At 62.5% G+C, this 21,694-nt stretch carries 21 protein-coding genes and 1 pseudogene; 14 read left to right on the top strand and 8 right to left on the bottom strand.

The genetic code is table 11. From position 1 onward, the window contains the following. The first annotated feature begins 94 nt into the window (after nt 1–94). The 9 genes and pseudogenes from IVA95_RS11975 (at nt 95) to IVA95_RS11935 (ending at nt 7,869) form a co-directional block, all read left to right on the top strand. Nucleotides 95–1,030, top strand: coding sequence for a sugar ABC transporter permease (locus IVA95_RS11975; RefSeq protein WP_213253773.1), 936 nt, complete (start codon nt 95–97; stop codon nt 1,028–1,030). Next, the gene (locus IVA95_RS11970; protein WP_213253774.1) at nt 1,030–1,941 is read left to right on the top strand and encodes a carbohydrate ABC transporter permease; all 912 of its coding nucleotides are present in this window, start codon (nt 1,030–1,032) and stop codon (nt 1,939–1,941) included. The genes IVA95_RS11975 and IVA95_RS11970 overlap by 1 nt, the downstream gene beginning before the upstream one ends. A gap of 4 nt (nt 1,942–1,945) precedes the next feature. Continuing rightward, entirely contained in the window at nt 1,946–3,046 is a 1,101-nt protein-coding gene (ugpC, locus tag IVA95_RS11965) for a sn-glycerol-3-phosphate ABC transporter ATP-binding protein UgpC (RefSeq protein ID WP_213253775.1), read from the top strand. Nucleotides 3,047–3,078: 32 nt separating this feature from the next. Then, a complete protein-coding gene (locus tag IVA95_RS11960) occupies nt 3,079–4,068 on the top strand; it encodes a hydroxyacid dehydrogenase (RefSeq protein WP_247510654.1) in 990 nt (329 codons plus the stop codon). Between the two features lie 67 nt (nt 4,069–4,135). Continuing rightward, nucleotides 4,136–5,560: an amidase gene (locus tag IVA95_RS11955; protein ID WP_247510653.1), complete on the top strand. Its 1,425-nt coding sequence runs from the start codon at nt 4,136–4,138 to the stop codon at nt 5,558–5,560. Between the two features lie 119 nt (nt 5,561–5,679). After that, complete coding sequence (locus IVA95_RS11950) at nt 5,680–6,105, top strand: hypothetical protein (RefSeq protein ID WP_247510652.1); 426 nt, start codon at nt 5,680–5,682, stop codon at nt 6,103–6,105. Nucleotides 6,106–6,130: 25 nt separating this feature from the next. Then, nucleotides 6,131–6,401 (top strand): annotated as a pseudogene (locus IVA95_RS11945) (hypothetical protein); the annotation flags it as partial. 135 nt (nt 6,402–6,536) lie between these two features. Then, nucleotides 6,537–7,376 carry a DUF2147 domain-containing protein gene (locus tag IVA95_RS11940; protein ID WP_247510651.1) on the top strand — a complete coding sequence of 280 codons (840 nt, stop codon included), beginning with the start codon at nt 6,537–6,539 and terminating at the stop codon, nt 7,374–7,376. Between the two features lie 139 nt (nt 7,377–7,515). Next, entirely contained in the window at nt 7,516–7,869 is a 354-nt protein-coding gene (locus IVA95_RS11935) for a hypothetical protein (RefSeq protein WP_247510650.1), read from the top strand. Between the two features lie 9 nt (nt 7,870–7,878). Here IVA95_RS11935 and IVA95_RS11930 read toward each other — a convergent pair whose 3' ends face one another. Together IVA95_RS11930 and IVA95_RS11925 are read right to left on the bottom strand one after the other, a co-directional pair. Continuing rightward, nucleotides 7,879–8,283, bottom strand: coding sequence for a cupin domain-containing protein (locus IVA95_RS11930; protein WP_247510649.1), 405 nt, complete (start codon nt 8,281–8,283; stop codon nt 7,879–7,881). A 23-nt stretch (nt 8,284–8,306) separates the two neighbouring features. Beyond that, nucleotides 8,307–9,005 carry a ribonuclease activity regulator RraA gene (locus IVA95_RS11925; RefSeq protein WP_247510647.1) on the bottom strand — a complete coding sequence of 233 codons (699 nt, stop codon included), beginning with the start codon at nt 9,003–9,005 and terminating at the stop codon, nt 8,307–8,309. A gap of 227 nt (nt 9,006–9,232) precedes the next feature. On the opposite strand from IVA95_RS11925, the gene pxpB reads away from it, so the two are divergent. From pxpB to IVA95_RS11910, 3 genes are read left to right on the top strand one after another with little or no spacing between them, the layout of a single operon-like run. Further along, entirely contained in the window at nt 9,233–9,964 is a 732-nt protein-coding gene (gene pxpB / locus IVA95_RS11920; protein WP_247510646.1) for a 5-oxoprolinase subunit PxpB, read from the top strand. After that, nucleotides 9,961–11,019 carry a biotin-dependent carboxyltransferase family protein gene (locus IVA95_RS11915; protein ID WP_247510645.1) on the top strand — a complete coding sequence of 353 codons (1,059 nt, stop codon included), beginning with the start codon at nt 9,961–9,963 and terminating at the stop codon, nt 11,017–11,019. Before pxpB ends, IVA95_RS11915 begins: the two co-directional genes overlap by 4 nt. A 34-nt stretch (nt 11,020–11,053) precedes the next feature. Then, nucleotides 11,054–11,830 carry a 5-oxoprolinase subunit PxpA gene (locus IVA95_RS11910; RefSeq protein ID WP_213253785.1) on the top strand — a complete coding sequence of 259 codons (777 nt, stop codon included), beginning with the start codon at nt 11,054–11,056 and terminating at the stop codon, nt 11,828–11,830. Here the strand turns inward: IVA95_RS11910 and IVA95_RS11905 are convergent. The 5 genes from IVA95_RS11905 to IVA95_RS11885 form a co-directional block, all read right to left on the bottom strand. After that, on the bottom strand, nt 11,827–11,979 hold the full coding sequence (locus tag IVA95_RS11905; RefSeq protein ID WP_176721835.1) for a hypothetical protein: 153 nt from the start codon (nt 11,977–11,979) through the stop codon (nt 11,827–11,829). The two genes, IVA95_RS11910 and IVA95_RS11905, sit on opposite strands and share 4 nt — an antisense overlap. A 179-nt stretch (nt 11,980–12,158) precedes the next feature. Next, the gene (locus IVA95_RS11900; RefSeq protein WP_247510644.1) at nt 12,159–13,754 is read right to left on the bottom strand and encodes a sulfite reductase subunit alpha; all 1,596 of its coding nucleotides are present in this window, start codon (nt 13,752–13,754) and stop codon (nt 12,159–12,161) included. Beyond that, nucleotides 13,751–15,535 (bottom strand): NirA family protein, encoded by a 1,785-nt coding sequence (locus tag IVA95_RS11895; RefSeq protein WP_247510643.1) that lies wholly within the window; start codon nt 15,533–15,535, stop codon nt 13,751–13,753. Before IVA95_RS11895 ends, IVA95_RS11900 begins: the two co-directional genes overlap by 4 nt. A gap of 340 nt (nt 15,536–15,875) precedes the next feature. Then, nucleotides 15,876–17,048 carry a CmpA/NrtA family ABC transporter substrate-binding protein gene (locus tag IVA95_RS11890; protein ID WP_247510642.1) on the bottom strand — a complete coding sequence of 391 codons (1,173 nt, stop codon included), beginning with the start codon at nt 17,046–17,048 and terminating at the stop codon, nt 15,876–15,878. Continuing rightward, nucleotides 17,045–17,635 (bottom strand): ANTAR domain-containing protein, encoded by a 591-nt coding sequence (locus IVA95_RS11885; protein ID WP_028346026.1) that lies wholly within the window; start codon nt 17,633–17,635, stop codon nt 17,045–17,047. The genes IVA95_RS11890 and IVA95_RS11885 overlap by 4 nt, the downstream gene beginning before the upstream one ends. 112 nt (nt 17,636–17,747) lie before the next feature. On the opposite strand from IVA95_RS11885, the gene rimO reads away from it, so the two are divergent. After that, the gene (gene rimO, locus IVA95_RS11880; RefSeq protein ID WP_247510641.1) at nt 17,748–19,073 is read left to right on the top strand and encodes a 30S ribosomal protein S12 methylthiotransferase RimO; all 1,326 of its coding nucleotides are present in this window, start codon (nt 17,748–17,750) and stop codon (nt 19,071–19,073) included. A 130-nt stretch (nt 19,074–19,203) separates the two neighbouring features. On the opposite strand, the gene IVA95_RS11875 is transcribed toward rimO, so the two are convergent. Next, nucleotides 19,204–19,869, bottom strand: coding sequence for a hypothetical protein (locus tag IVA95_RS11875; RefSeq protein ID WP_247510640.1), 666 nt, complete (start codon nt 19,867–19,869; stop codon nt 19,204–19,206). Nucleotides 19,870–20,382: 513 nt separating this feature from the next. Here IVA95_RS11875 and IVA95_RS11870 point away from each other — a divergent pair. Further along, nucleotides 20,383–21,579 carry an acetylornithine transaminase gene (locus IVA95_RS11870; RefSeq protein WP_247510639.1) on the top strand — a complete coding sequence of 399 codons (1,197 nt, stop codon included), beginning with the start codon at nt 20,383–20,385 and terminating at the stop codon, nt 21,577–21,579. Nucleotides 21,580–21,694: the final 115 nt, after the last annotated feature.

Below are 21,694 nucleotides of genomic sequence, written 5' to 3'. Positions count from 1 at the left end.
GCGGCCTGCCTGATCGCAGGCCGCCATTCCCATTCCACCTTCAATCGCAGGCCCGGCAAAGCCGACAGAAACGTTATAGGGATGAAAGCACACCATGGCTGACGTCGCATTGCAGCCGAACCGGGGCGCCGCACAAGCCGCGCGCAAGCGCTCGAGCCTACACAAAATGCTCAGGCGCAAATCAAGCGTGGCGTTCCTGATGACGCTGCCGCTGATCCTCCTGATCGCGACTCTCGTGATCTATCCGGCCTTCTATGCGCTGCACCTGGCCACCTTGAACAAGTCGATGCAGCGCTTCGTCGGGCTCAGCAATTTCGAGTTCCTGTTCAGGCGCGAGACGTTCTGGCTCGTCGTGAAGCAGTCCTGCATCTTCGCGATCACGGCCGTCGTCTTCAAGGCGCTGCTGGGCTTTATCATTGCGCATTTCGTTCACAACATCCCGGCCAAGGGCCAGCGCAAATGGCGCGGCATGCTGCTGGTGCCGTGGGTGATTCCGCCGGCGATGAGCACGCTCGCCTGGCTGTGGCTGTTCGATCCCTCCTACAGTGCGTTCAACTACACCCTCTCCTTCTTCGGCATCGGGCCGATCCCATGGACCGGCGATGCGATGTGGGCGCGCTTCTCGGTCATTCTCGTCAACATCTGGGTCGGCGCACCGTTCTTCATGATCATGTATCTGGCTGCGCTGAAATCCGTGCCGGAACAGCTCTACGAGGCCGCCGCCATCGACGGCGCCAATTGGTGGCAGCGCATCTGGTACGTCACGCTGCCGATGATGCGAAACATCATCGCGATCACGACGCTGTTCTCCCTGATCGTGACGTTCGCCAATTTTGACATCGTGCGCATCCTGACCGCGGGCGGCCCGCTCGATCACACCCATATCTTCGCGACGTGGGCGTTCCGCATTGGAATCGAGGGCAGCGATATACCGCTGGGCGCCAGCGTCTCCCTCTTCATGGTGCCGATCCTGGCGATCGCAGCGATTTTCATCCTGCGCGACATCAACAAACGCGGGAACGAAGCCTGATGACAACAGTAACAATCGACAAGACCGCGCCGACCCGCAAGGTCAAGTACGGCAGCATGAGCCGCGATCGGGCCTGGGCGCTGCGCTGGTCCTATTTTTTCCTGGTGATCTTCGCCATTTTCTCGCTGACGCCTCCGATCTACATGCTCATCACTTCGTTGAAGAGCAGCGCCGAGATTTCGGCCGCGACTAATCCGTGGTGGGTGTTCCACCCAACGCTCGAGAACTATGTCGGTCTGCTGACGTCGAACCAGTTTCTGCGCTTCTTCTGGAATTCGGCAATCGTCTCGATCTTCGTCGTCACGATCACCATGCTGATATCGGTGCCGGCGGCTTTCGCCCTGGCGCGGATGCGGTTCTGGGGCTCGGCGACTCTCGCGACCGGCGTATTCCTGACTTATCTCATCCCCGAGACACTGCTCTTCATTCCGCTTTTCAAGATGTTCGCGGTGATCGGCGACTGGACCGGCATCCAGCTCATCAACAGATGGTACGTGCTGCTGATTCTCTATCCAACGCTCACGGTGCCGTTCTGCACATGGATCATGATCGGTTACTTCGCCTCGATCCCGAAGGAGCTGGATGAGGCGGCCGTGATCGACGGCGCGTCCTGGATCCAGACGCTGACGCGGATATTCATTCCGGTTGCCTTTCCCGGCATCATTGCGGCGACCATCTTCGCCTTCACGGTGTCATGGGCGCAATTCCTCTATCCACTGGTGTTCACGACGTCGACCGACCAGTTGGTGATGCCGGTCGGCATCATTACCTCCTTGATCAAGGGCGACGTGTTCAACTGGGGGCAGATCATGACCGGCGCCCTGCTCGGCGCAGCGCCGCCGCTCATCATCTACGCATTCCTGATGGACTATTACATTGCCGGCCTGACCGCCGGTGCGACAAAGGGTTGATCTCATGGCTGACGTGACGCTGCGTAAGGTTGTGAAGCGCTATGACGAGGTCGAGGCGGTGCGCGGCATCGACCTCGACATCGCGGACCATGAGTTTGTCGTGCTGGTCGGACCATCGGGCTGCGGCAAGTCGACAACGCTGCGGATGATCGCGGGCCTGGAAGATATCTCCGACGGCGACATCATGATCGGCGGCGACATCGTCAACGACGTGCCGCCGAAGGATCGCGATATCGCGATGGTGTTTCAGAACTACGCGCTTTATCCGCACATGACGGTTGCGGAAAACATGTCGTTCGGATTGCGGCTGAAGCGCTACCCGAAGGCCGAGATCAAGAGCCGTATCGACGAGGCCGCGCGCATGCTCGACATCGTCGAACTGGTCGACCGCAAGCCGAAGCAGTTGTCCGGCGGCCAGCGCCAGCGTGTCGCCATGGGCCGCGCCATCGTGCGTAACCCAAAGGTGTTTCTGTTCGACGAGCCGTTGTCCAACCTTGACGCCAAGCTGCGCGTGCAGATGCGGATCGAGATCAAGAAGGTGCACCAGAAGGTCCGCACCACGACGGTCTACGTGACCCACGACCAGGTGGAGGCGATGACGCTGGCCGACCGCGTGGTGGTGATGAACCATGGCCGCATCGAGCAGATCGGCACGCCGAACGAGCTCTATCACAAGCCGGCGACGAAATTCGTCGCCAGCTTCATCGGCTCGCCGGCGATGAATTTCATCCCGTGCCGGCTGGAGGATCTCGCCGGCAAGGTGCACATCCGGTTGACCGACCGCATCGCCTTCCCGTTGCCGCCGGCCCGCGCCGCCCGCTATCAGGGCATTCCGCGCACGGACAAATTGCTGCTGGGGCTGCGGCCCGAGCATATCACCGAGGCTCGGCCGCATCTTGCACCCGGCGTGGAGGCCTTCGACACGGTGCTCGATGTCACCGAGCCAATGGGAATGGAGACGCTGATCTATTTTACGCTAGAAGGCTCGCAGGTCTGCGGCCGAGTCAATCCCAATGCTGGCGCGCAGGATGGCGCCCCTCTCCGATTGGCTGTGGACCTCAACAATATGCACCTGCTAAACGAGGTGACCGGCGTCGTCCTTTGACGGCGCAATTGCGAGGTTACTAAGGGCAGGAAATGGCTACCAACAAGAAGAAAATCTTCATCACTGAATCGATGTCACAGCAGGGAAGAGCGCTGCTTCACGCGAGAGACGACGTCGAGCTCGTCGAATTTCCCAACATGATTTCGCAGGAGGATTTCAATATCAAGCTGAGGGAGCATGCGCCGGTCCACGGCGTCGCTCTCGGTGGCACCCGTTTTGGCGAGCCCGAGCTCGAGTCCTCGAAAGACATGCTGGTGGTGACGCGGATCGGTGTCGGGTTCGATGCCGTCGACGTCCCCGCGCTCAGCCGCCGCAAGGTGCCGCTGATGGTGGCCGGCACCGCCAATTCGCCCTCCGTTGCCGAACACGCGCTGTTCATGATGCTGACGCTCGCCAAGCGCGCAACGGAAATGCATTCGCTGGTCAGGGACGACAAATGGGCTGATAGGCTCGGGATGCTGCCCTATGACCTCTTCGGCAAGACCGTCCTGATCGTAGGTTTTGGGCGCATCGGCACGCGCACCGCCAAGCGCTGCCTCGCGATGGAAATGAACGTCCTGGTTTTCGACCCCTATAAGCATCCCGCCGACATCAAGGCCGCCGGTTGCGAGCCGATCGCCGACCTCAACGCGGCGCTGCCGCGCGCCGACTTCGTCAGCATCCATTGCCCCAAGAATCCGGAGACTGTCGGCATGTTCAATGCCGACAGGCTGAAGCGGATGAAGCCGACTGCCTATTTGATCAACACGGCGCGCGGCGGAATCGTCGACGAGGCCGCGCTGCACGCCGCTCTGGTGTCCGGCAAGCTAGCCGGCGCGGGCCTCGACGTTTTTGAGCAGGAGCCACCGCCGGCCGGTCAGGCGTTGCTCGCCCTGCCGAACGTCATCATGGCGCCGCATGTCGCCGGCGTCACCGTGGAAGCCGTGGACCGGATGAGCGAGCAGACGGCCCGCAACATTCTGAGCGTATTGGACGGCGATCCCTTGCGCCAGAACGTGATCAATCAGGACGTACTCGGCTAACTCGTCCGCAGTAAATAGCCCCAAGCGCGGCCGATCTATCGGCTCGGCGGGCAAGCGAGGTATGTGCATGGCCTTCAAGGAATACGGCGATTACGACGCGGTCGGCCTTGCCGAACTAGTTCGGAAGAAGGAGGTCTCGGCCAAGGAATTGCTCGATGAGGCCATCGCCCGCACCGCAAAGATCGATCCGCAGATCAACGCAGTGGTCGTCAAGCATTACGACTATGCCGAGCGTCAGATCGAACACAGCCTGCCCGATGGTCCCTTTACCGGCGTGCCATTTCTGTTGAAGGACCTCGACCTCCTGGAGGGCACGCGCACGACCTCAGGCGCCATGGTCCTGAAGGACTTTGTGGCCGACCATACCGGTACTCTGGCGCGGCGTTTCCTCGAGACCGGCGTATCCATCTTCGGCAAGAGCTCCAGTCCCGAATTCGGCCTGATGCCGACGACGGAGTCGCGCCTGTTCGGGCCAACCCGCAATCCCTGGAATCTAGAGCATTCTTCCGGCGGGTCGTCCGGCGGCGCCGCGGCGGCGGTTGCCGCTCGCATCCTTCCCGTCGCGCACGCCAGCGATGGCGGCGGCTCGATCCGCATCCCCGCCTCCGCCTCCGGCGTGTTCGGCCTGAAGCCGACCCGGGCGCGCAATCCGCTCGGCCCCGATCGCGGCGAAGGCTGGGCCGGATTCTCTTGCGGTCACGTGGTAAGCATCAGCGTGCGCGACAGCGCGGTGATGATGGACGCGATCCACGGGCCAGAGCCATCGAGCCCCTATGTCGCGCCGCTGCCGGAGCGGCCGTTTTCGCAGGAAGTCGGCCGCGATCCGGGCAAGCTTCGTATCTCGTTCTCCGATAAATCGCCGTATGGCGATGCCATCGATCCGGAAATCGCGGCAGCCGTGCGTGAAATCGCAAGCCTTCTGGCGGGGCTCGGCCATCACGTCGAGGAACAGGCGCCAGCGCTTGCCGCCGATCCAGCCGCGGTCATGACCACTATCGTCGGCGGCAACACCGCACTGACGGTTCGTTTGATCGAGCAGCGGCTCGGGCGAGAGATGACGGACAATGACCTCGAGGTATTGACGCTGGCGCATTCGCGCAACGCAAAGAGGACCTCGGCGACCGACTATGTCGCCGCCCAGCTCGCTGCCTTCCAGATTTCCCGCTCGCTGGCCACCTTCTTCGAGAGCTGCGACGTTTTCCTGTGCCCGACCTTGTGCGCGCCGCCGCTGCGCATCGGCGAACTCAACACCATGTCAAACGATCTGTCGCACGTTGCCCCGATCCTGCGGCGCTACATGCCCGGCACCTCCATGTTCAACATGTCCGGGCAGCCGGCGATGTCGGTGCCGCTGGCATGGAACAAGGCCGGATTGCCGCTCGGCATGATGTTCTCGGCCAGATTCGGCGATGAGGCGACGCTGTTCCGGCTGGCCGGCCAGCTCGAACAGGTCCGGGCCTGGAAGAACAAAATACCTCCGGTTTGCGCGTAGGCGCGCGCCCCAAAAAAGCCACGGATTGACAAATCCTAGCTTTATTCGGAAGCAAGGAAGGAGCCTTGGGCGGCGACGGATACTGATTCCGCAAACGGGCTCGATCCGGAGGCTGAATCGTGACCCAAAGCGACCCGACCGACAACGCCCTGGCAACCATCGCCAGTATCCTTGACCCGCCGGAAAGCCGTCGTGAACCCGAAAAGCCGGCGGTCGCGGCGCCGATGCCGGTAATCCCTCCGCCCATACCCACGTCTCCTCCGCCCATCGAGGCGCACGGCTACTGCAAGTTCGGACCCGGCCCAATGACCGCGATCCGTTTTAAATGGACGGTCCGGCTCGACAACGGCGACTATTATGTCGACGAGACCATCGGGGAGAACTCCACGCCGATCGTCACCGGGCCGATGTCGCGGGAAGCCGCGATCCAGATGGTCGACGATCGCGAAAGCCACGCGCGCCGACGCTTCGAGCAATTGAAGAGCGAGATGACCGGGCGTAGCGCCGCCGCCAATCTGGCCCGCAAGGACAGCAGCGAGGCGTAACCTGCGTGGTTGAGCGCGGCACGCTGCGGATCGGTTGATGATGACGGACGCTTCGGAGACCCGCTACCAGCAGAAGCAGCACGCGAGCGTGCTCTGCGCGGTGCATCCCGACAAGCCGTTCGATTTTGCCGAGAAGGCTACTGGCTTCAGCGCGATCTCGCGCTGAAGGCCTTGTCGATCAATGGCTGCACATTGCTTTCCAGGACGGAAGCTTTAGGAAAATTATGCCTCGATTGATTCTCGGTTGGAGAAGCCTATTTTCCGAGGAAATTGACCGTCCATTGGGCGCAATTTAGACTGCCGCGGTCGAATTGAACCAAAGCCGCTAGTACACGACTTATAGTTTGAAAGTGATCTGGATCACGTTGAGTGAAGCTGCAGCTGCGTAGTAGCTGCGGGAATCCGGATTCCCTGTTCAGGAGGTCGTCATAATGAAGAAGTGCCTCGCTATCGCCGCGCTCTTGCTGGCTGGCACCGTCACCGCTGCACAGGCGCAGTACACTTTCGAGTATGGCGGTCGCACCATTACGATCGATCCCGATCGCGGCACCGTTTCTATTCCCGGCGTCTACGACAATACCGGCAAGAAGACCAAACGCGCGCGTGGCGAGGAAGGCGATCTCGATCGTCCGACCAGGAAGGCTCCGCAGCAGGCAAAGACCGCCCCGCAAGCCGCACCCGAGACTGCGCCAGCGCCGGCCGTGCCGGCTCCAGCGGAGCAAGCGGCTGCCCCTGCGACTGCGCCGGCACCTGTCGCCCCTGCTCCAGCCGCTGTACCAGCCACGCCGTCGAGCACGACGGCAGCCGTTACGCCGGCAGACGCCGCTGCGCCTGCGGCAGCACCTCCTGCTCCCCCGGTGCAACAGAACGCCGCTCCGGCAACACCGCCAGCACCTGCTCCCGTTGCCGCGCCAGCGCCACCGCCGCCGCAACAGAAACAGGCCGCGGCTCCGGCAGCTTCGCCGCCGTCTGCGAACTCACCGCTCGGCATTTGGCTGACGGAGGAGAAGGAAGGCAAGGTGCGGATCGAACAATGCGGCTCCAATCTCTGCGGCTATTCCGTCGACAAGAAGTCGAACCAGAACGGCGAGCAGGTCCTGATCAACATGAAGCCCGGCAAGGACAAGTGGAGCGGCCGGATTTTCGATCCGAACACCGGCAGCACCTACGATTCGACGATCGCCCTCAAGGGTACCGACAGTCTGCGCGTTCAGGGCTGCGCCTTCGGCGGCATGTTCTGCGGCGGCCAGACCTGGACCCGCGTCAACTGACCAGCAGGCAATGCGCATTCGACCGAAGCCCCGCCGCTGCGCGGGGCTTTTTCATGGAGTCTTGAACGCGTGATAGCAATCACAGTCGTCACGGAAACACTGTGAGATCGTGATCGGGTCCAAATCAAAGGGGCTCGTCATGGTAAAGTCTCGGAAATCCGTGGTCGCCGTTTCGCTGCTTGCTGCACTGGGCTTGGCAACACCATCCGCAGCCGCAACATTCGATGGCGACTGGAATGTGCAGATCACCTCGTCGAATGCCGCTTGCAGCAGCGGCGCCTCGGTTTCGATCGAAATCAGCAACGGCCAGGTGGCCTCGAACAGCGCCGCGGTAACGGCTTCCGGCCGCGTGGCCGAAGCCGGCACGGTCAATGTCACGCTGGCGAGCGGGATGAAGCGCGCAGTCGGTTACGGCCGACTCGCGGGCACGTCGGGATCGGGCACATGGCGCGCGGCACTCTGCTCGGGCACCTGGACCGCGCAGCGGATTTGAGGCTGCAGCCTAACCCACCTTCGCCGAATATTCCGCGTCGGTCACGTGCTCCATCCAGGTGACGTAGCTTCCGTCGAGCGCTTCCTGCATGGCGATGTGGATCATGGCATTGGTCGGCGAAGCGCCATGCCAGTGCTTCTCGCCGGGCGGAATCCAGACGACATCACCGGGACGAATTTCCCTGATCGGACCGCCCTTGGCCTGCACCCGTCCGACCCCGGAGATGACGTAGAGCGTCTGACCCAGCGGATGCGTATGCCATGCCGTGCGCGCGCCGGGCTCAAAGGAGACGCGCGTCGAGGCCAGCCGTGCCGGTGCCTCGGTCTGGATGATCGGATCCTGCAGCACCGTGCCAGTGAAATATTCAGTCGGCGCCCGGCGCGTCGGCCGGGAGCCCGCGAGATGGATTTCCATGGAGTTGCCTCTGCCTGTTGATGTTACTTCTTCGTCGCGGCGTAGCGCGCCTTGGTCTCGGCGTTCATTGGATAGAGGCCGGGCAATGCCGCGCCGTTATTCACCTCGTTGACGATCCAGGCTTCCATCCGCTCCTGCTCCGGGCCTTCGGCCAGCACGTGATCAAGCGACGCCTGCGGGATCAGCACCGCGCCATCCTGGTCGGCGACGACGATATCGTTCGGAAACACGGCAACTCCGCCGCAGCCGATCGGTTCGCCCCAGCCGACGAAAGTCAGCCCGGCTACGGAAGGCGGCGCCGCGAAGCCGTCGCACCAGACCGGGAGATTGGTGCCGAGCACGCCTTCAACATCGCGCACCACGCCATCGGTGATCAGCGCCGCAACGCCGCGCTTGACCATGCGCGCGCAGAGAATGTCGCCGAAGATGCCGGCGTCGGTAACGCCCATGGCATCGACCACGGCGATGCAGCCTTTCGGCATCGCTTCAATCGCGGTGCGGGTCGAAATCGGCGACGACCACGACTCCGGTGTTGCCAGATCTTCGCGCGCGGGCACGAAGCGCAGCGTAAAAGCCGGTCCGACCAGCCGCGGCTGCCCGGGCCGCAGCGGCTTGGTGCCGCGCATCCAGACGTTTCGCAGGCCCTTCTTGAGCAGCACGGTGGTGATGGTGGCGGTGGACACGCCGGAAAGGGTTGCGAGGGCTTCGAGGGACAGGGACATCTGGAATGCGGGCTCCGGAGGGATGGATGAAAGGTAGCGCATCTTGCGAAGCGCCGATGTCACGTCAAGGGCTCGCGGAAACAACCGCGATCATAACATCTTATCGTCGGCATGCAGATTAATTTATTGAACTTGCAGGCTGATTTCGCGCGAAGCGAATTCCACTCGCGCCCAAAACACGCTACAGCTTGTGCCTAGCACGAGAGCTGCGAGACAGTAACGAGGCCATGGCCGCGACGCTTCCCCCGCCCCGCCTTTTGCCGAGTGGCGACAGCGCCATCACGGTGGAATTCAGCCGCAACATCGACGACGCCGCCAACCGGCGGGTGCTGGCGCTCGACCGTGCAATGACCGCTGAGCCGGTTACGGGTGTCACCGAGACCGTGCCGACCTATCGCTCGCTGCTGGTCCATTACGATCCCGAGCAAATCGATTTCGACAAGCTCGGCGAAAAGATCCTTGTGCTCGCGCAACGGCCGGTACCGGCAGCGACAAAGACCCGGCGCTGGCGCATCCCGGTGGTTTATGGCGGCGAGCACGGCATCGACCTCGAGGACGTCGCCAGAACCCTCAACACGACGCCTGAGGAGATCGTGGCGCGGCATGTCGCCGGCGACTACCGGGTCGCGATGATCGGCTTCACGCCCGGATGGTCCTATCTTAGCGGACTTGCGGATAGCCTGCACATGCCGAGGCGGCAGAACCCGCGTTTGCTGACACCGGCCGGCACCATCTCGATCGGCGGCGTCCAGACAGGCGTGCAGTGCCTCGCCGGCCCGAGCGGCTGGCACCTTCTGGGACGGACAGCGGTCCGCACCTACCAGCTTCACCGCGATCCGATTTTCCTGTTGGAGCCCGGCGACAACGTCACCTTCACGCCCGTCGATGCCAAGACCTTTGCGGAACAGGATCGCGCCGCCGAAGCCGGCGAAATCATTGCCGAGCAGATCGCCTCATGAGCAAGCTCGTCATTGCATCGATCGGCCCGGCGAGTTCAGTACAGGACGGCGGACGTCCCGGCGCCCAGCGCTACGGCCTAGTGCCGAGCGGCGCGATGGATCGGCTGGCGCTGGCGGCCGCCAATACGCTGGTTGGCAATGAAGCGTTCATGGCGGCCGTCGAAGTCGGTCCGTTCGGCGCAAAATTCACCGCGCGCGGCGGCGCGGTGCGCGTCGCGCTGACGGGAGCCCCGCGCAATGCTGACATCGCCGGCCGCACCATGACACCCGATACGTCCGCAACTCTCGCCGATGGCGAGATGCTGACGCTGGGCTTCGCCCGCGGCGGCGCCTTCAGCTATCTCGCGATCGAAGGCGGCATTGCCGGCGAGCCGATGTTCGGCAGCCTCGCCGTCAACGCGCGCGCCGGCCTCGGCAGCCCCTATCCTCGCCCACTGCAGGCCGGCGACGAGCTACCGGCGAAGGCCGCAGTCGGCGCGGCGGCGGAACGGCGGATCGAACTGCCCGCGGCAAGCGACGCGCCGATCCGCGTGGTCTGGGGTCCGCAGGACGGCGAATTCGCTGAGGAGACCAAAAAGCTGTTCGTCGACAGCGAATGGAAGATATCGGCGACCAGCGACCGAATGGGTTACCGGCTCGAGGGTCCCGTCCTCAAGCACCTCTACGGCCACAACATCGTCTCAGACGGTACCGTCAACGGTAGCGTGCAGGTGCCCGGCAACGGCCAGCCGATCGTATTGATGCCGGATCGCGGCACCAGCGGCGGCTATCCCAAGATCGCGACCGTGATTTCGGCCGATCTCGGGCGGTTGGCGCAGATCCCCGCCGGGCGCGCCTTTCGTTTCAGGGCCGTCAGCATGGCCGAAGCGCAGGCGGAAGCGCGCAAATTTGCGGAACTGCTGCGCACGCTGCCCGAGCGGCTGCGGGCAATCGAAAGCGTTGATCTCAACATCGACGCGCTGCACGATGCCAATGTCGCGGGCCACGCCGTCAGCGCGGTCGATGCCGGAACTTGGCACGCGGTATCGATGGCCGACATAGCGGGCCCGGACTGAGCACCAATCCACTCACGAGAAGCGGAAGGACAACATGACAACCATCGACCTCAATTGCGATCTCGGCGAAGGATTTGGCGCGTGGGAAATGGGCAATGACGCCGCCATGATCGAGCTTGCGACGTCGGTGAATGTCGCCTGCGGCTTTCATGCCGGCGATCCCGACATCATGCGCCGCACGGTCGAACTGGCGAAAGCACGCGGCGTCTCGGTCGGCGCGCATCCCGGCTATCGCGACCTGCACGGGTTCGGCCGGCGGCCGATCCCAGGCCTAAAGTCTTCGGAGATCGAGAACCTCATCGCCTACCAAATCGGCGCGCTGCAGGCGATTGCAACCGCGGCCGGCTACAAGGTCACCCACGTCAAGGCGCATGGCGCGCTCTCCAACGTCGCCTGCGAGGATGACATGACCGCAACAGCCATCGCCAACGGCATCAAGGCGGTCGATCCCAATCTGATCTTCGTGGTGCTCGCCAATTCCAAGCTGGTGCAGGCGGGAGAAGCCGCCAATTTGCCGATGGTCCATGAGGTGTTTGCCGACCGCGCTTATGAAGACAACGGCTCGCTGGTGTCGCGCAAGAAGCCCGGCGCAGTGCTGCACGATGCGAAACAAATCGCCGATCGCGTGGTGCGGATGGTGCAGGACGGCGCGGTGGTCTCCGTCACAGGCAAGGTGATCAAAATGCGCACCGACACCGTGTGCATTCACGGCGACACGCCGGGTGCCGTCGACATCGCGCGCGGCGTGCGTCAGGCGCTGAAGGATGCGGGGATTACGGTGGCGCCATTCAAGACGGCGCATTCATCCTAGAACGGATGGACCGACAGCGTGCCGAACACGATCGCGGCAATGAGCGCGAATGCGCTGTAGAGCGCGGCGGTGTGAAAGCCGGTGCCGGAACGGCGGGACACCGAGCGTGCGTAAAGGTGCAGGCGGGCTTCCGCCGATAGTTCGCGCATGATCGATCTCCAACGCGGCATGGACTGCATATGGAATATCGATCGCGCCCGGATGCAAGATATTCGCCGAAATAGCGATACGGGCGCTCCGGCGTGCACCATTTCGAGGGGAAATTTCCCCTCTTCCCGATCAGAGCGAGAATTTTATTCGGGCCGATTTGAGCAAGTGGGAACCCGGATTAGTAAACGTCCTGTTGGAACCGGCCTTTCTTCTTGAGTTCCCCGACGAAGTTAACAGCCTCGTCGGTGGTTCGGGCGCCGAACTGGGCGACGATGTCGACCAGCGCGCGCTCGACGTCCTTGGCCATCCGCTTGGCGTCCCCGCAGATGTAGATGTGGGCACCCTCTGCAAGCCAGGTCCATACCTCGCGGCCAACCTCGCGCATGCGGTCCTGCACGTAAAATTTCTTCTCGCCATCGCGCGACCACGCCAGTGACAATCGCGTCAAGAGGCCCGAGGTCTTCATCGCGTTGAGTTCGTCGGCATAGAAGAAATCACAGTCGCTACGTTGGTGGCCGAAGAACAGCCAGTTCTTGCCCGGCGCGCCGGTGGCGCGGCGATCGAGCAGGAAGGCGCGGAACGGCGCGATGCCCGTGCCGGGACCAACCATGATGATCGGCGTCTTGGGATCCTGCGGCAGCGCGAAGCCATGGGCCTTCTGTACGTAGACCTTGACCTCGTCGCCGGGATCGATGCGCTCGGCAAGGAACGTCGAGGCCAATCCCAAACGTCGTCGCTTGTTGACCACATAGCGCACGCAGTCGACCGTCAGCGACAGCTTTCCGGGGGTGGCATTGTGCGACGACGAGATCGAATAGAGCCGTGGCTGCAACGGCTCCAGCGCTTCGACAAACGCCTCTGGATGCGGACGGATGCGCGAGAATTTCTGCAACACCGCCATAACGTCGAGCGTTGCCGCGTCGCCATCGGGATCCTCGCCCTGCGCCAACGCGCGGGCTTTCTCGCGCAGCGCGCCGCCGGTCAGATACGAGAGCAACTCGAACAGCGAATCCGGCGCTGGCGACAGCGAGACGTCGTCGCGCAATACTTCACGCAGCGTCTTTCCCCTCACCTCCGTGGTATGCGATGCGCCCAGAAGTGCGATGATCTGGTCGACCAGGCCGATATCGTTGTGCGCAAAGATGCCGAACGAATCGCCGACGACATAGTCGAGGCCACATCCGGAGAGATCGAACTCGATATGCCAGGTCTCCTTTTCCGAGCCCTTGCCGTTAAGCAGCCGCCGCGACAGGAATTTTGCGTTCGCAGGATTGTCGCGCGAGCGGCCGGGTTCGCCTGGAGCCGTCGGTGCAACAGCCGCCGCCGCAGGCGCCGATGACGGCGCGGGTGCCTTGTCGATCTCCTCATAAAGCGACTTCAGCATCCGGGCGGTTTCCTTGCCGCCGGGGACGCAGAGGTTGAGCCGCGCTTCGCTCCTGTTCGCAATTGCTTCCGAATAGTTGTGGCAGTCATAGCCGCACTGGCCGCAATCCTGCTGCGCCATCGCCGCCATCATCCGCCGCCGCAACGGCCGGCCTTCCGCAAGCTTCATGCGATCGGCAATCGGCATGGTCTGGTCGTGCCACGGCGCTTCGCCGTCATCGCCATCGCCGGCTGCGCCCTGCATGACAGCCGCGCCTTGTTCGGCCGACAACGGCGTCGCATCCGACAGAAGTCCGGCAAAGAACCCGTTCAGCCACGATCGCTGCGCTTCTGAGAACGGCGCGTTCGAGGGAATGATCTCGATCTTGGATGGAGGCGTGATCTGGTTCATGGGGACACCTCGGCGTCGGCCAGCTTGCGCAGCGTCTCTCCGTCATGGCGGCGTGCAAATGTCAGGAACGTCTCATCGGGCGATGCGCGATGCGTGAGATACGCCTTCAGCAGTTTCTCGACCGTCCTCGGCGCATCCTCGGCCTTGAGATCGTGATAGACCTCCTGCCCGACATCAGCGTCGGGTCCAAAGCCGCCGCCAGTGAAGAGATGATAGCCCTCGACGGGATCGACATCGTCGCCAACATCCACTTTCGCCGCGATCAGGCCGATATCGCTGATGTAGTGCTGCGCGCAGGAATGATGGCAGCCAGTGACGTGGATGTTGATCGGCGTCTCGATGTTGACGCGCGGCTCGCACCAGTCGCCGATTTCCGCGGCATGGCGTTTGGTGTTCGAGGCGGCAAATCGGCAACCAGCATTGCCGGTGCAGGCGATCAGCCCGGCGCGGATTTGCGACGCCTCAACTGCGAGCCCGATCGCCTGGATCGCGGCGACCGCTAGCTCGACGTTGTCGTCGCGCACGCCGGAGATCAGCAGGTTCTGCCACACCGTCAGGCGGATATCGCCGTCGCCAAAATCCTGCGCGATTTTGGCTAGCCCCCGCATCTGCTCGCAGGTGACCTTGCCGAGCGGCAGTGACACGCCGATCCAGTTCAGCCCCTCCTGCTTCTGCCTGTGCACGCCGATATGTGCCATGCGGTCGAACGCCGGGCGCGGCGCGAGCGCTTCCGGCGGCACCCGGGTGAAGGGCTTGCCGAGCCGCTCCTCGACCAACGTGCGGAATTTTTCGTGCCCCATCCCGTCGAGCACGTATTTCAGCCGCGCCTTGTTGCGGTTGGTACGGTCGCCAAGCTCGATGAAAATGCGCACGATCGCGTCAGCGACCTTGGTGGCGTCGGCCGGCTTGACGATGATGTCGGTGTATTTTGCAAAATCCTTATGACCGGTAATTCCACCGATCCCCAGCCGAAACCAGACGCCGGGCTCGGCGCCAAAACCGTCCCTCACCTCGACCGCCGTGAATGCGATGTCGTTGGTGTCCTCCAGCACGGCGATCTTGCCGGCGCCGTCGAAGGCGACGTTGAACTTGCGCGGCAAACCGTACAGCGAGCGGTCGTTGAGGATGTGGTAGTGCCACTCGCGAGCATATTCGCGGGTGTCGATCAGTTCCTGCGGATCGATCCCCGCCGTCGGCGTGCCCGTGACATTGCGGATGTTGTCCGCACCGGTGCCGCGCGAACAGAGGCCGAGATCTTGGATGCCCTCGATCAAAGCCACCGCATGCTTGGGCGGAATTTCGCGCACCTGCAGATTCGCGCGCGTGGTGACGTGGCAAAACGGCCCGCACAGCCGCTCGGCGAGATCGGCCAATCCCGAAAACTGCCAGTGCTTCAGAATTCCGTTCGGAATCCGCAGGCGGCACATGTAGGAATCCTGCGCCGGCGCGACGTAGAACAGGCCGTAATAGCGCCAGCGAAAATTATCCGCGGGGTTTGGCGGCGCGTTGTCGAGCGCCTGCTGCTTCAGCCGCGGATAGGCATCGAACGGATGCTCCTCGCGCTTGAACTTCTCGGGATCGGCGAGCTTCTTGCCGGCGGCGATCACCTTGTCCTGCGCCTTGATGTGCGCAGCATCCGGCCCGATCGGTTCGGCGTTCGCCTTGCCCGCGCTGCCGCCGAGGCCGCGCCCGACCCGGCTGATCTGCAAGCCCGCGGTAAAGCCTTCGAGGTAGCGTTTCTGCTCGTCGGTAAAGTCGACTGTGAGCGGTTCGATTTTCATGCGCGACGAAGCTCCTGCGGCCACGGCAAGTGGCGTCAACGAATGGGGATTGACCGCCCAGGAGATCGGCCTGGCGTGGTTGCCGGGCTGAGATTCCGGGTATGCGGTCCGACCAGCTTCGTTGCTGCGGAAATCCATCTTGGACGTAGGCCGGCAGGCATCAACGACGAGCCGACCGCACTGCACCATACAAGTTGCGTGCCAGATGGGGTCGCGACGAATCTCTTGAAATTTCAGTCTGTTCCGAGGTGGAGCTCGAAATTATGAAGCGAGCTTCATAGATGATTCCTGAGCAGCCCGCCTAACAAATAGACAGTGCGGAGAATTGCCTAATATTGCTTCAACCGACCGGCTTCCAGTGCCCAATCTTAAAAGCCGCCAGATGCCCGGCGATATCCGCGGGGTCGAATGCGGGGCCGGCAAAGGCGCCGATGGCGCCAACCGCGTCGGGGACCGCCCCCGGACGCCCCATGGCGGCGTCGTAGAGCTCGGGCCTGAAGACCGCCATGGCGGTCCGAAGCGCATCCGGCCGCATCTCCGTCTGCCCCCAGCGCACCATCTGGGCGTAGAGCCAGGCGGCCTGCGCTGGATCGGGCCGGCCCGCCCCCTCGCGCCCGACCAGAAGATAGCGGCCGCTCTCGCGCCGCTGGCCGTCGGGTGAAACCTTCAATCGGCCGTCGAGGGTGCGCTGGATCACCTCGGCGCCGACGCCGAGCCGTTCGGGCCGCGCCAGGACATGAGCGGCTTCGGCGCGGTTTCCGGGCTCCTCAATGTATTCGGCGGCCTTGGCAGCCGCCCGGATCAGGGCAGCCAGCACGTTCGGATTCTTTTCCGACCAGCTTTGCCTGACCGCGAGAACCTTTTCGGCCGCGCGCACCAAAATATCAGCGACGAAATGCAGGATGTGGCCGACACCGAGATCGACCGCAACCGAGTTCCAGGGCGCGCCGACACAGAACGCATCGACATGGCCGTTGGCGAGGCTGTCCACCATGTAGGGCGGCGGCAGCACCACCAGGCGCACGTCCTCGTCGGGATCGACGCCGCCCGCCGCCATCCAGAACCGGAGCTGGTAATTATGGGTGGAGAACGGAAACGTCATTCCGAACGTCAGCGGTTCCGCGCCGCTCTTGCGCCTGGCGGCAACGACGCGGGCGAGCGCCAGTGCAGTGGCCATAGGATCGAGCGGGTCGCCGTCGATCTCGCTCATGATCGCGGCGTGCAGCGCCGGCGATACCGTGATCGCATTGCCATTGAGGCCCAGATTGAATGGCGCAACGATCGGCACCTTGACGTGACCTAGGCCCAGGCTCGAGGCGATCGCGACCGGCGCCAGCAGATGCGCCGCGTCGAACATGCCGATATTGAGCTTGTCGCGGACGTTGGACCACGACACTTCACGCACCAGCGTGACATCGAGCCCTTCGGCGGCCGTAAAGCCCTTGTCGACGGCGATGATAAGCGCGGCCGCGTCGACCAGCGGAATGAAGCCGATATGCAGCGGTGTCGTCATTTCAGCAGCTCCGACGCGGTCAGGATCGACTGCGCGATCTCGCCGATTTTTTTCTTCTCGCGCATCGCGGTGGAGCGCATCAGCACATAAGCCTCCTCTTCGGTGAGGCCCTTCACCTTCATCAGGATTCCCTTGGCGCGGTCGATCACCTTGCGCTCCTCGAGCGCCGACTTGGTGCGGTCGAGTTCGTCCTGCAGCTTGGAGAAGGCGTTGAAGCGGGAAATGCAGAGATCGAGGATCGGCTTGATCCGCTCCTTCTTCAGACCGTCCACGATGTAGGCGGAAACGCCGGCATCGACGGAGGCCTGGATCGAGGCCGCGTCGCTCTGGTCGACGAACATGGCGATCGGCCGTCGCACCGCGCGGCTGACCTGGAACATCTGTTCCAGAACGTCACGGCTGGGGTTTTCCAGGTCGATCAGGATGACATCAGGGTCGAGCGCATAGATCCGCGCCAGCAGGCTCTGCATCTCACTGATATGGACAACGCCGGTAAAGCCCGCCTCCCGCAACCCCTCTTCCAGGATTGCGGCCCGGATCGGACTTTCGTCGACTATGACGATTTTCGGCGACGACTCAGCGCTCATCGATCAACTCATACCCCGGCCGGGCATCCATAGCACGTCAGAAGTTGGCGCAAAGCCTTGTAATTGTGGGCCATTAGGACTAGCTCGTGCCGATCAATCAGGCAGATGAAATATGCAACAGGCCGCTGCGCCCAAAGTCAGCTTTGTTTCCCTTGGGTGCCCCAAAGCGCTGGTGGATTCCGAGCGCATTATCACCCGGCTGCGCGCCGAAGGCTATGAGCTAGCCCGCAAGCATGACGGCGCCGACATCGTAATCGTCAACACCTGCGGCTTCCTCGACAGCGCCAAGCAGGAATCGCTCGGTGCCATCGGCGAAGCGATGGCCGAGAACGGCAAGGTCATCGTCACCGGCTGCATGGGCGCGGAACCCGAGCAAATCGAAGCGGCCTATCCAGGCGTGCTCTCGATATCGGGCCCGCAGCAATATGAGAGCGTGCTGGAGGCCGTGCACCGCGCCCTGCCGCCGGTGCATAACCCGCATCTCGATCTGGTACCGTCGCAAGGTGTCAAGCTGACGCCGCGCCACTACGCTTATCTGAAGATTTCCGAAGGCTGCAACAACCGCTGCAGTTTTTGCATCATCCCGAAACTGCGCGGCGACCTGGTGTCGCGTCCGGCCAACGACGTGCTGCGCGAGGCGGAGCGGCTCGTCGCAGCCGGCGTCAAGGAATTGCTTGTTATCTCGCAAGACACGTCGGCGTACGGCGTCGACGTGAAGTACGCGCAAAGTCCGTGGAAGGACCGTCAGGTCCGCGCAAAATTTTTCGATCTCGCCAAGGAACTCGGCGATCTCGGCGCGTGGGTGCGGCTGCAATACGTCTACCCCTACCCGCACGTCGACGAAGTCATCGGCCTGATGACCGAGGGCAAGATTCTGCCCTATCTCGACATTCCCTTCCAGCATGCGAGCCCGGACGTCCTGAAAGCCATGAAGCGTCCCGCCGCGCAGGAAAAGACGCTGGCGCGGATCAAGAAGTGGCGCGAGGAATGTCCTGACCTGACGTTGCGCTCGACCTTCATCGTCGGCTTTCCCGGCGAGACCGATTCCGATTTCGCCTATCTGCTCGACTGGCTCGAAGAAGCCGAGATCGATCGGCTCGGCTGCTTCAAATACGAGCCTGTCGCAGGCGCCGCCTCGAATGCGATCGGGAATGCAGTCGCAGATGAGATCAAGCAGGAGCGTTGGAACGCGCTGATGGCCCGGCAGCAGAAAATCTCGGCCCGCCGCCTCAAGCGCAAGGTCGGCACCAGGCAACAGATCATTGTCGACGAGGTCGGACCGACGGTCGCAAAGGGCCGCTCAAAGGCTGACGCGCCGCAGATAGACGGCGCGGTCTATCTTTCCAGCCGCCGCCCGCTGAAGGTCGGCGAGATCGTCACCGCGAAGATCGAGCGCGCGGATCAGTATGACCTGCACGGCAGCGTCGCTGGATTCTGACGCGTTTGGGTAACGGCCAGAACACGCCGTCAATCCAAGCTCACACGACAAACGTTCTCGGCATCGAAGTGGTAGAGGTGCCTGCCCCTCCCCGCCAATCGTCCTCCCGATCGCCTGGAGCCGTCTGGCATCAAGAGACGTATTCGTCGGGTTTCCGTAAGCTCGCCCGCGACCAGCCTGCCGATATGCGCCAGGTCGGGCGGCTCCTTGTACTGGCCAGAAAAAGAGCCTCCGTTTCGGAAAGCGCAAATGCGTGACAGCCTCGCAGATCTGTCTTCCAGAAGCTAAGGCGATAGTCTCCACTGACCTTGCAGATCGGAAAGCCCGTGTAGAAGAAGATGGCCGCTTCGGAGCCTGACACATTGAGTGCGTAGCAATCCGTAATGTTGTAGCCCGTATCTTCTGGAAACTCCCAGAGCTTTTCGCCAGACGCAGAAAAGCACGCCAGCCCGCTCGAGCCGACCGGCGGCGGTCCTGGAGCTCCCCAGCCGAAATTGCCGAAAACGCCTTCGTCGATGTAGGAGACCCAGATTCGGCCAAGGCGATCGATCTGCATGCTGTCGATGCCGTCACCGAGGAGCACGCGTCTCGATCGGCCGGTGCCCGGATCGAAGATGACGCCATTCAGGTCGTAGTCGTGTTCGGCACGCCACGAACATCTGGAGCTCGCAAGAAGGATTTGTCCGTCGGGAAAGGTATCGAGCCGAGGGAAAGTGACGTCGAGCAGGGGAAGATCAATCGACCGCAACGAGCCACCGCTCATGCGCTGCAGGCAAAATCGCTTCGGAACTTCCATCCTTGAGCGCGGGAAAATGCCAATGCCATGCTGAAATGTCTCAACGACGGAGCCGCTTCCGGAAACCTCGACAAATAGAAACAGAAGCGATTGATCGTCAGCTACCGCCGTCGTGACCAGCGAAAAGCCCGAGAGACTCGGTATCGAGCAAATCTTTTCAAACTGAATCGATCTAACCAACTGAGCCTCTAATACAGCTTACTTACGTCGGCGACGTTATCGGACTGATAACCGAGAGCAAGGTCACGCCCCGTATCGCGGGGCAGGTGCTGAAGGCCAGCACTCTTGACATCCCCTGCCATCCGGCTGTATGGGCCATCGCCATGAAGCTGAACCGGACCAACCGCCGCGCCTGCCTGCGTCGTCGCTCCCGCGACGATGATGGGGCGCGCCATGTCCGACGACAACGCTGATTAGCTAGTTCAGCCACGTTTTCGAGAAGGCCGCACCCTCAAAAGTGCGGCCTTCTTGCGTTTCGGCCTGCCCCTTCCCCAAAACCCTGAGGAGATCGACATGACCCATGCTGCCCATCCGTTCGACGCGCTGATGAACATCACCGCCCGCCCGCAGGCCGTGTTCGTTCGCGGCGAAGGCGCGTATCTGTGGGACGAGGCCGGCAAGCGCTATCTCGATTTCATGCAGGGCTGGGCCGTCAACTGCCTCGGCCATTCGCCACCGGTCGTCGCCGAAGCGCTTGCCGCACAGGCCAAGCTTTTGCTGACGCCAAGTCCCGCCTTCTACAACGGCCCCAGCCTAAAGCTCGCCCAAGCACTTTGCGAGAAGAGCTGCTTCGATCAGGTGTTCTTCGCCAATTCGGGCGCGGAAGCCAATGAAGGTGCCATCAAGCTCGCGCGCAAATACGGCACGAAATACAAGAACGGCGCGTTCGAAATCATCACGTTCGAAGGTGGATTTCACGGCCGCACGCTTGCGACCATGTCTGCATCGGGCAAGAAGGCGTTCGAGCCGCTGTTCGAGCCAAAGGTATCAGGCTTCCGCAAAGCCAAACTCAACGATCTCGGTTCAGTAAAGGCGCTGATTTCTGACAACACGGTCGCCGTGATGCTGGAGCCGATCCAGGGCGAAGCCGGCGTCTGGCCTGCAACCGATCAATTCCTGAAGGAACTGCGCGCGCTGACGAGAGACCACGGCCTGCTCCTGATCGTCGATGAGATCCAGACCGGCATGGGCCGGACCGGAAAACTGTTCCACTATGAGCATGCCGACATCGAGCCGGACATCATGACGCTCGGCAAAGGTATCGGCGGCGGCGTGCCGCTGGCAGCCCTGCTCGCGACCGAACAGGCCTCCTGCTTCGAGCATGGCGACCAGGGCGGCACGTTCAATGGCAATCCGTTGATGTGCGCTGCGGGGCTTGCGGTGCTCGAGGAGGTTTCGAAGCCGCAATTCCTGAAAGCAGCTGCGGATATCGGCCTGTTCCTGGAAAGCGAATTGCAGAAATTATCGGCGCGGCACGGTCTCGGCGAAGTCCGCGGCCGCGGGCTGTTGCTGGCGCTCGATCTGAAGCTGCCGATCGGTGCGGCGATCGTGGCCGAGGCGCTTGCGGACGGTGTCCTCATCAACTCGCCGCAGCCCGATGCGCTGCGCTTCATGCCGGCGCTTAACGTCACGCGTGAGGAGATATCACTGATGATCGATTGTCTTGATGCGATTTTGGTGAAGGCGGGCGCGGCACGGAGAGTGGCTTAGCCTCGATCGTCATTGCTGTGCATGTTCACTAATTCGCTGATTGGATCGCTCCACTGGAGGACGATCCAATGCGCGATAACAGCTACGACCGGACGATTGAACGCAACTATCTGCA

The organism is Bradyrhizobium sp. 157, from assembly GCF_023073815.1.
Taxonomy (GTDB): domain Bacteria; phylum Pseudomonadota; class Alphaproteobacteria; order Rhizobiales; family Xanthobacteraceae; genus Bradyrhizobium.
This window is presented reverse-complemented; position numbering and strand designations above follow the sequence as displayed.

Coding starts and splice junctions, on each gene's coding strand:
- IVA95_RS11975 (WP_213253773.1), top strand. CDS start 95: ATGGCTGACGTCGCATTGCAGCCGAACCGGGGCGCCGCACAAGCCGCG.
- IVA95_RS11970 (WP_213253774.1), top strand. CDS start 1,030: ATGACAACAGTAACAATCGACAAGACCGCGCCGACCCGCAAGGTCAAG.
- ugpC (WP_213253775.1), top strand. CDS start 1,946: ATGGCTGACGTGACGCTGCGTAAGGTTGTGAAGCGCTATGACGAGGTC.
- IVA95_RS11960 (WP_247510654.1), top strand. CDS start 3,079: ATGGCTACCAACAAGAAGAAAATCTTCATCACTGAATCGATGTCACAG.
- IVA95_RS11955 (WP_247510653.1), top strand. CDS start 4,136: ATGGCCTTCAAGGAATACGGCGATTACGACGCGGTCGGCCTTGCCGAA.
- IVA95_RS11940 (WP_247510651.1), top strand. CDS start 6,537: ATGAAGAAGTGCCTCGCTATCGCCGCGCTCTTGCTGGCTGGCACCGTC.
- IVA95_RS11935 (WP_247510650.1), top strand. CDS start 7,516: ATGGTAAAGTCTCGGAAATCCGTGGTCGCCGTTTCGCTGCTTGCTGCA.
- IVA95_RS11930 (WP_247510649.1), bottom strand. CDS start 8,283: ATGGAAATCCATCTCGCGGGCTCCCGGCCGACGCGCCGGGCGCCGACT.
- IVA95_RS11925 (WP_247510647.1), bottom strand. CDS start 9,005: ATGTCCCTGTCCCTCGAAGCCCTCGCAACCCTTTCCGGCGTGTCCACC.
- pxpB (WP_247510646.1), top strand. CDS start 9,233: ATGGCCGCGACGCTTCCCCCGCCCCGCCTTTTGCCGAGTGGCGACAGC.
- IVA95_RS11915 (WP_247510645.1), top strand. CDS start 9,961: ATGAGCAAGCTCGTCATTGCATCGATCGGCCCGGCGAGTTCAGTACAG.
- IVA95_RS11910 (WP_213253785.1), top strand. CDS start 11,054: ATGACAACCATCGACCTCAATTGCGATCTCGGCGAAGGATTTGGCGCG.
- IVA95_RS11905 (WP_176721835.1), bottom strand. CDS start 11,979: ATGCGCGAACTATCGGCGGAAGCCCGCCTGCACCTTTACGCACGCTCG.
- IVA95_RS11900 (WP_247510644.1), bottom strand. CDS start 13,754: ATGAACCAGATCACGCCTCCATCCAAGATCGAGATCATTCCCTCGAAC.
- IVA95_RS11895 (WP_247510643.1), bottom strand. CDS start 15,535: ATGAAAATCGAACCGCTCACAGTCGACTTTACCGACGAGCAGAAACGC.
- IVA95_RS11890 (WP_247510642.1), bottom strand. CDS start 17,048: ATGACGACACCGCTGCATATCGGCTTCATTCCGCTGGTCGACGCGGCC.
- IVA95_RS11885 (WP_028346026.1), bottom strand. CDS start 17,635: ATGAGCGCTGAGTCGTCGCCGAAAATCGTCATAGTCGACGAAAGTCCG.
- rimO (WP_247510641.1), top strand. CDS start 17,748: ATGCAACAGGCCGCTGCGCCCAAAGTCAGCTTTGTTTCCCTTGGGTGC.
- IVA95_RS11875 (WP_247510640.1), bottom strand. CDS start 19,869: ATGGAAGTTCCGAAGCGATTTTGCCTGCAGCGCATGAGCGGTGGCTCG.
- IVA95_RS11870 (WP_247510639.1), top strand. CDS start 20,383: ATGACCCATGCTGCCCATCCGTTCGACGCGCTGATGAACATCACCGCC.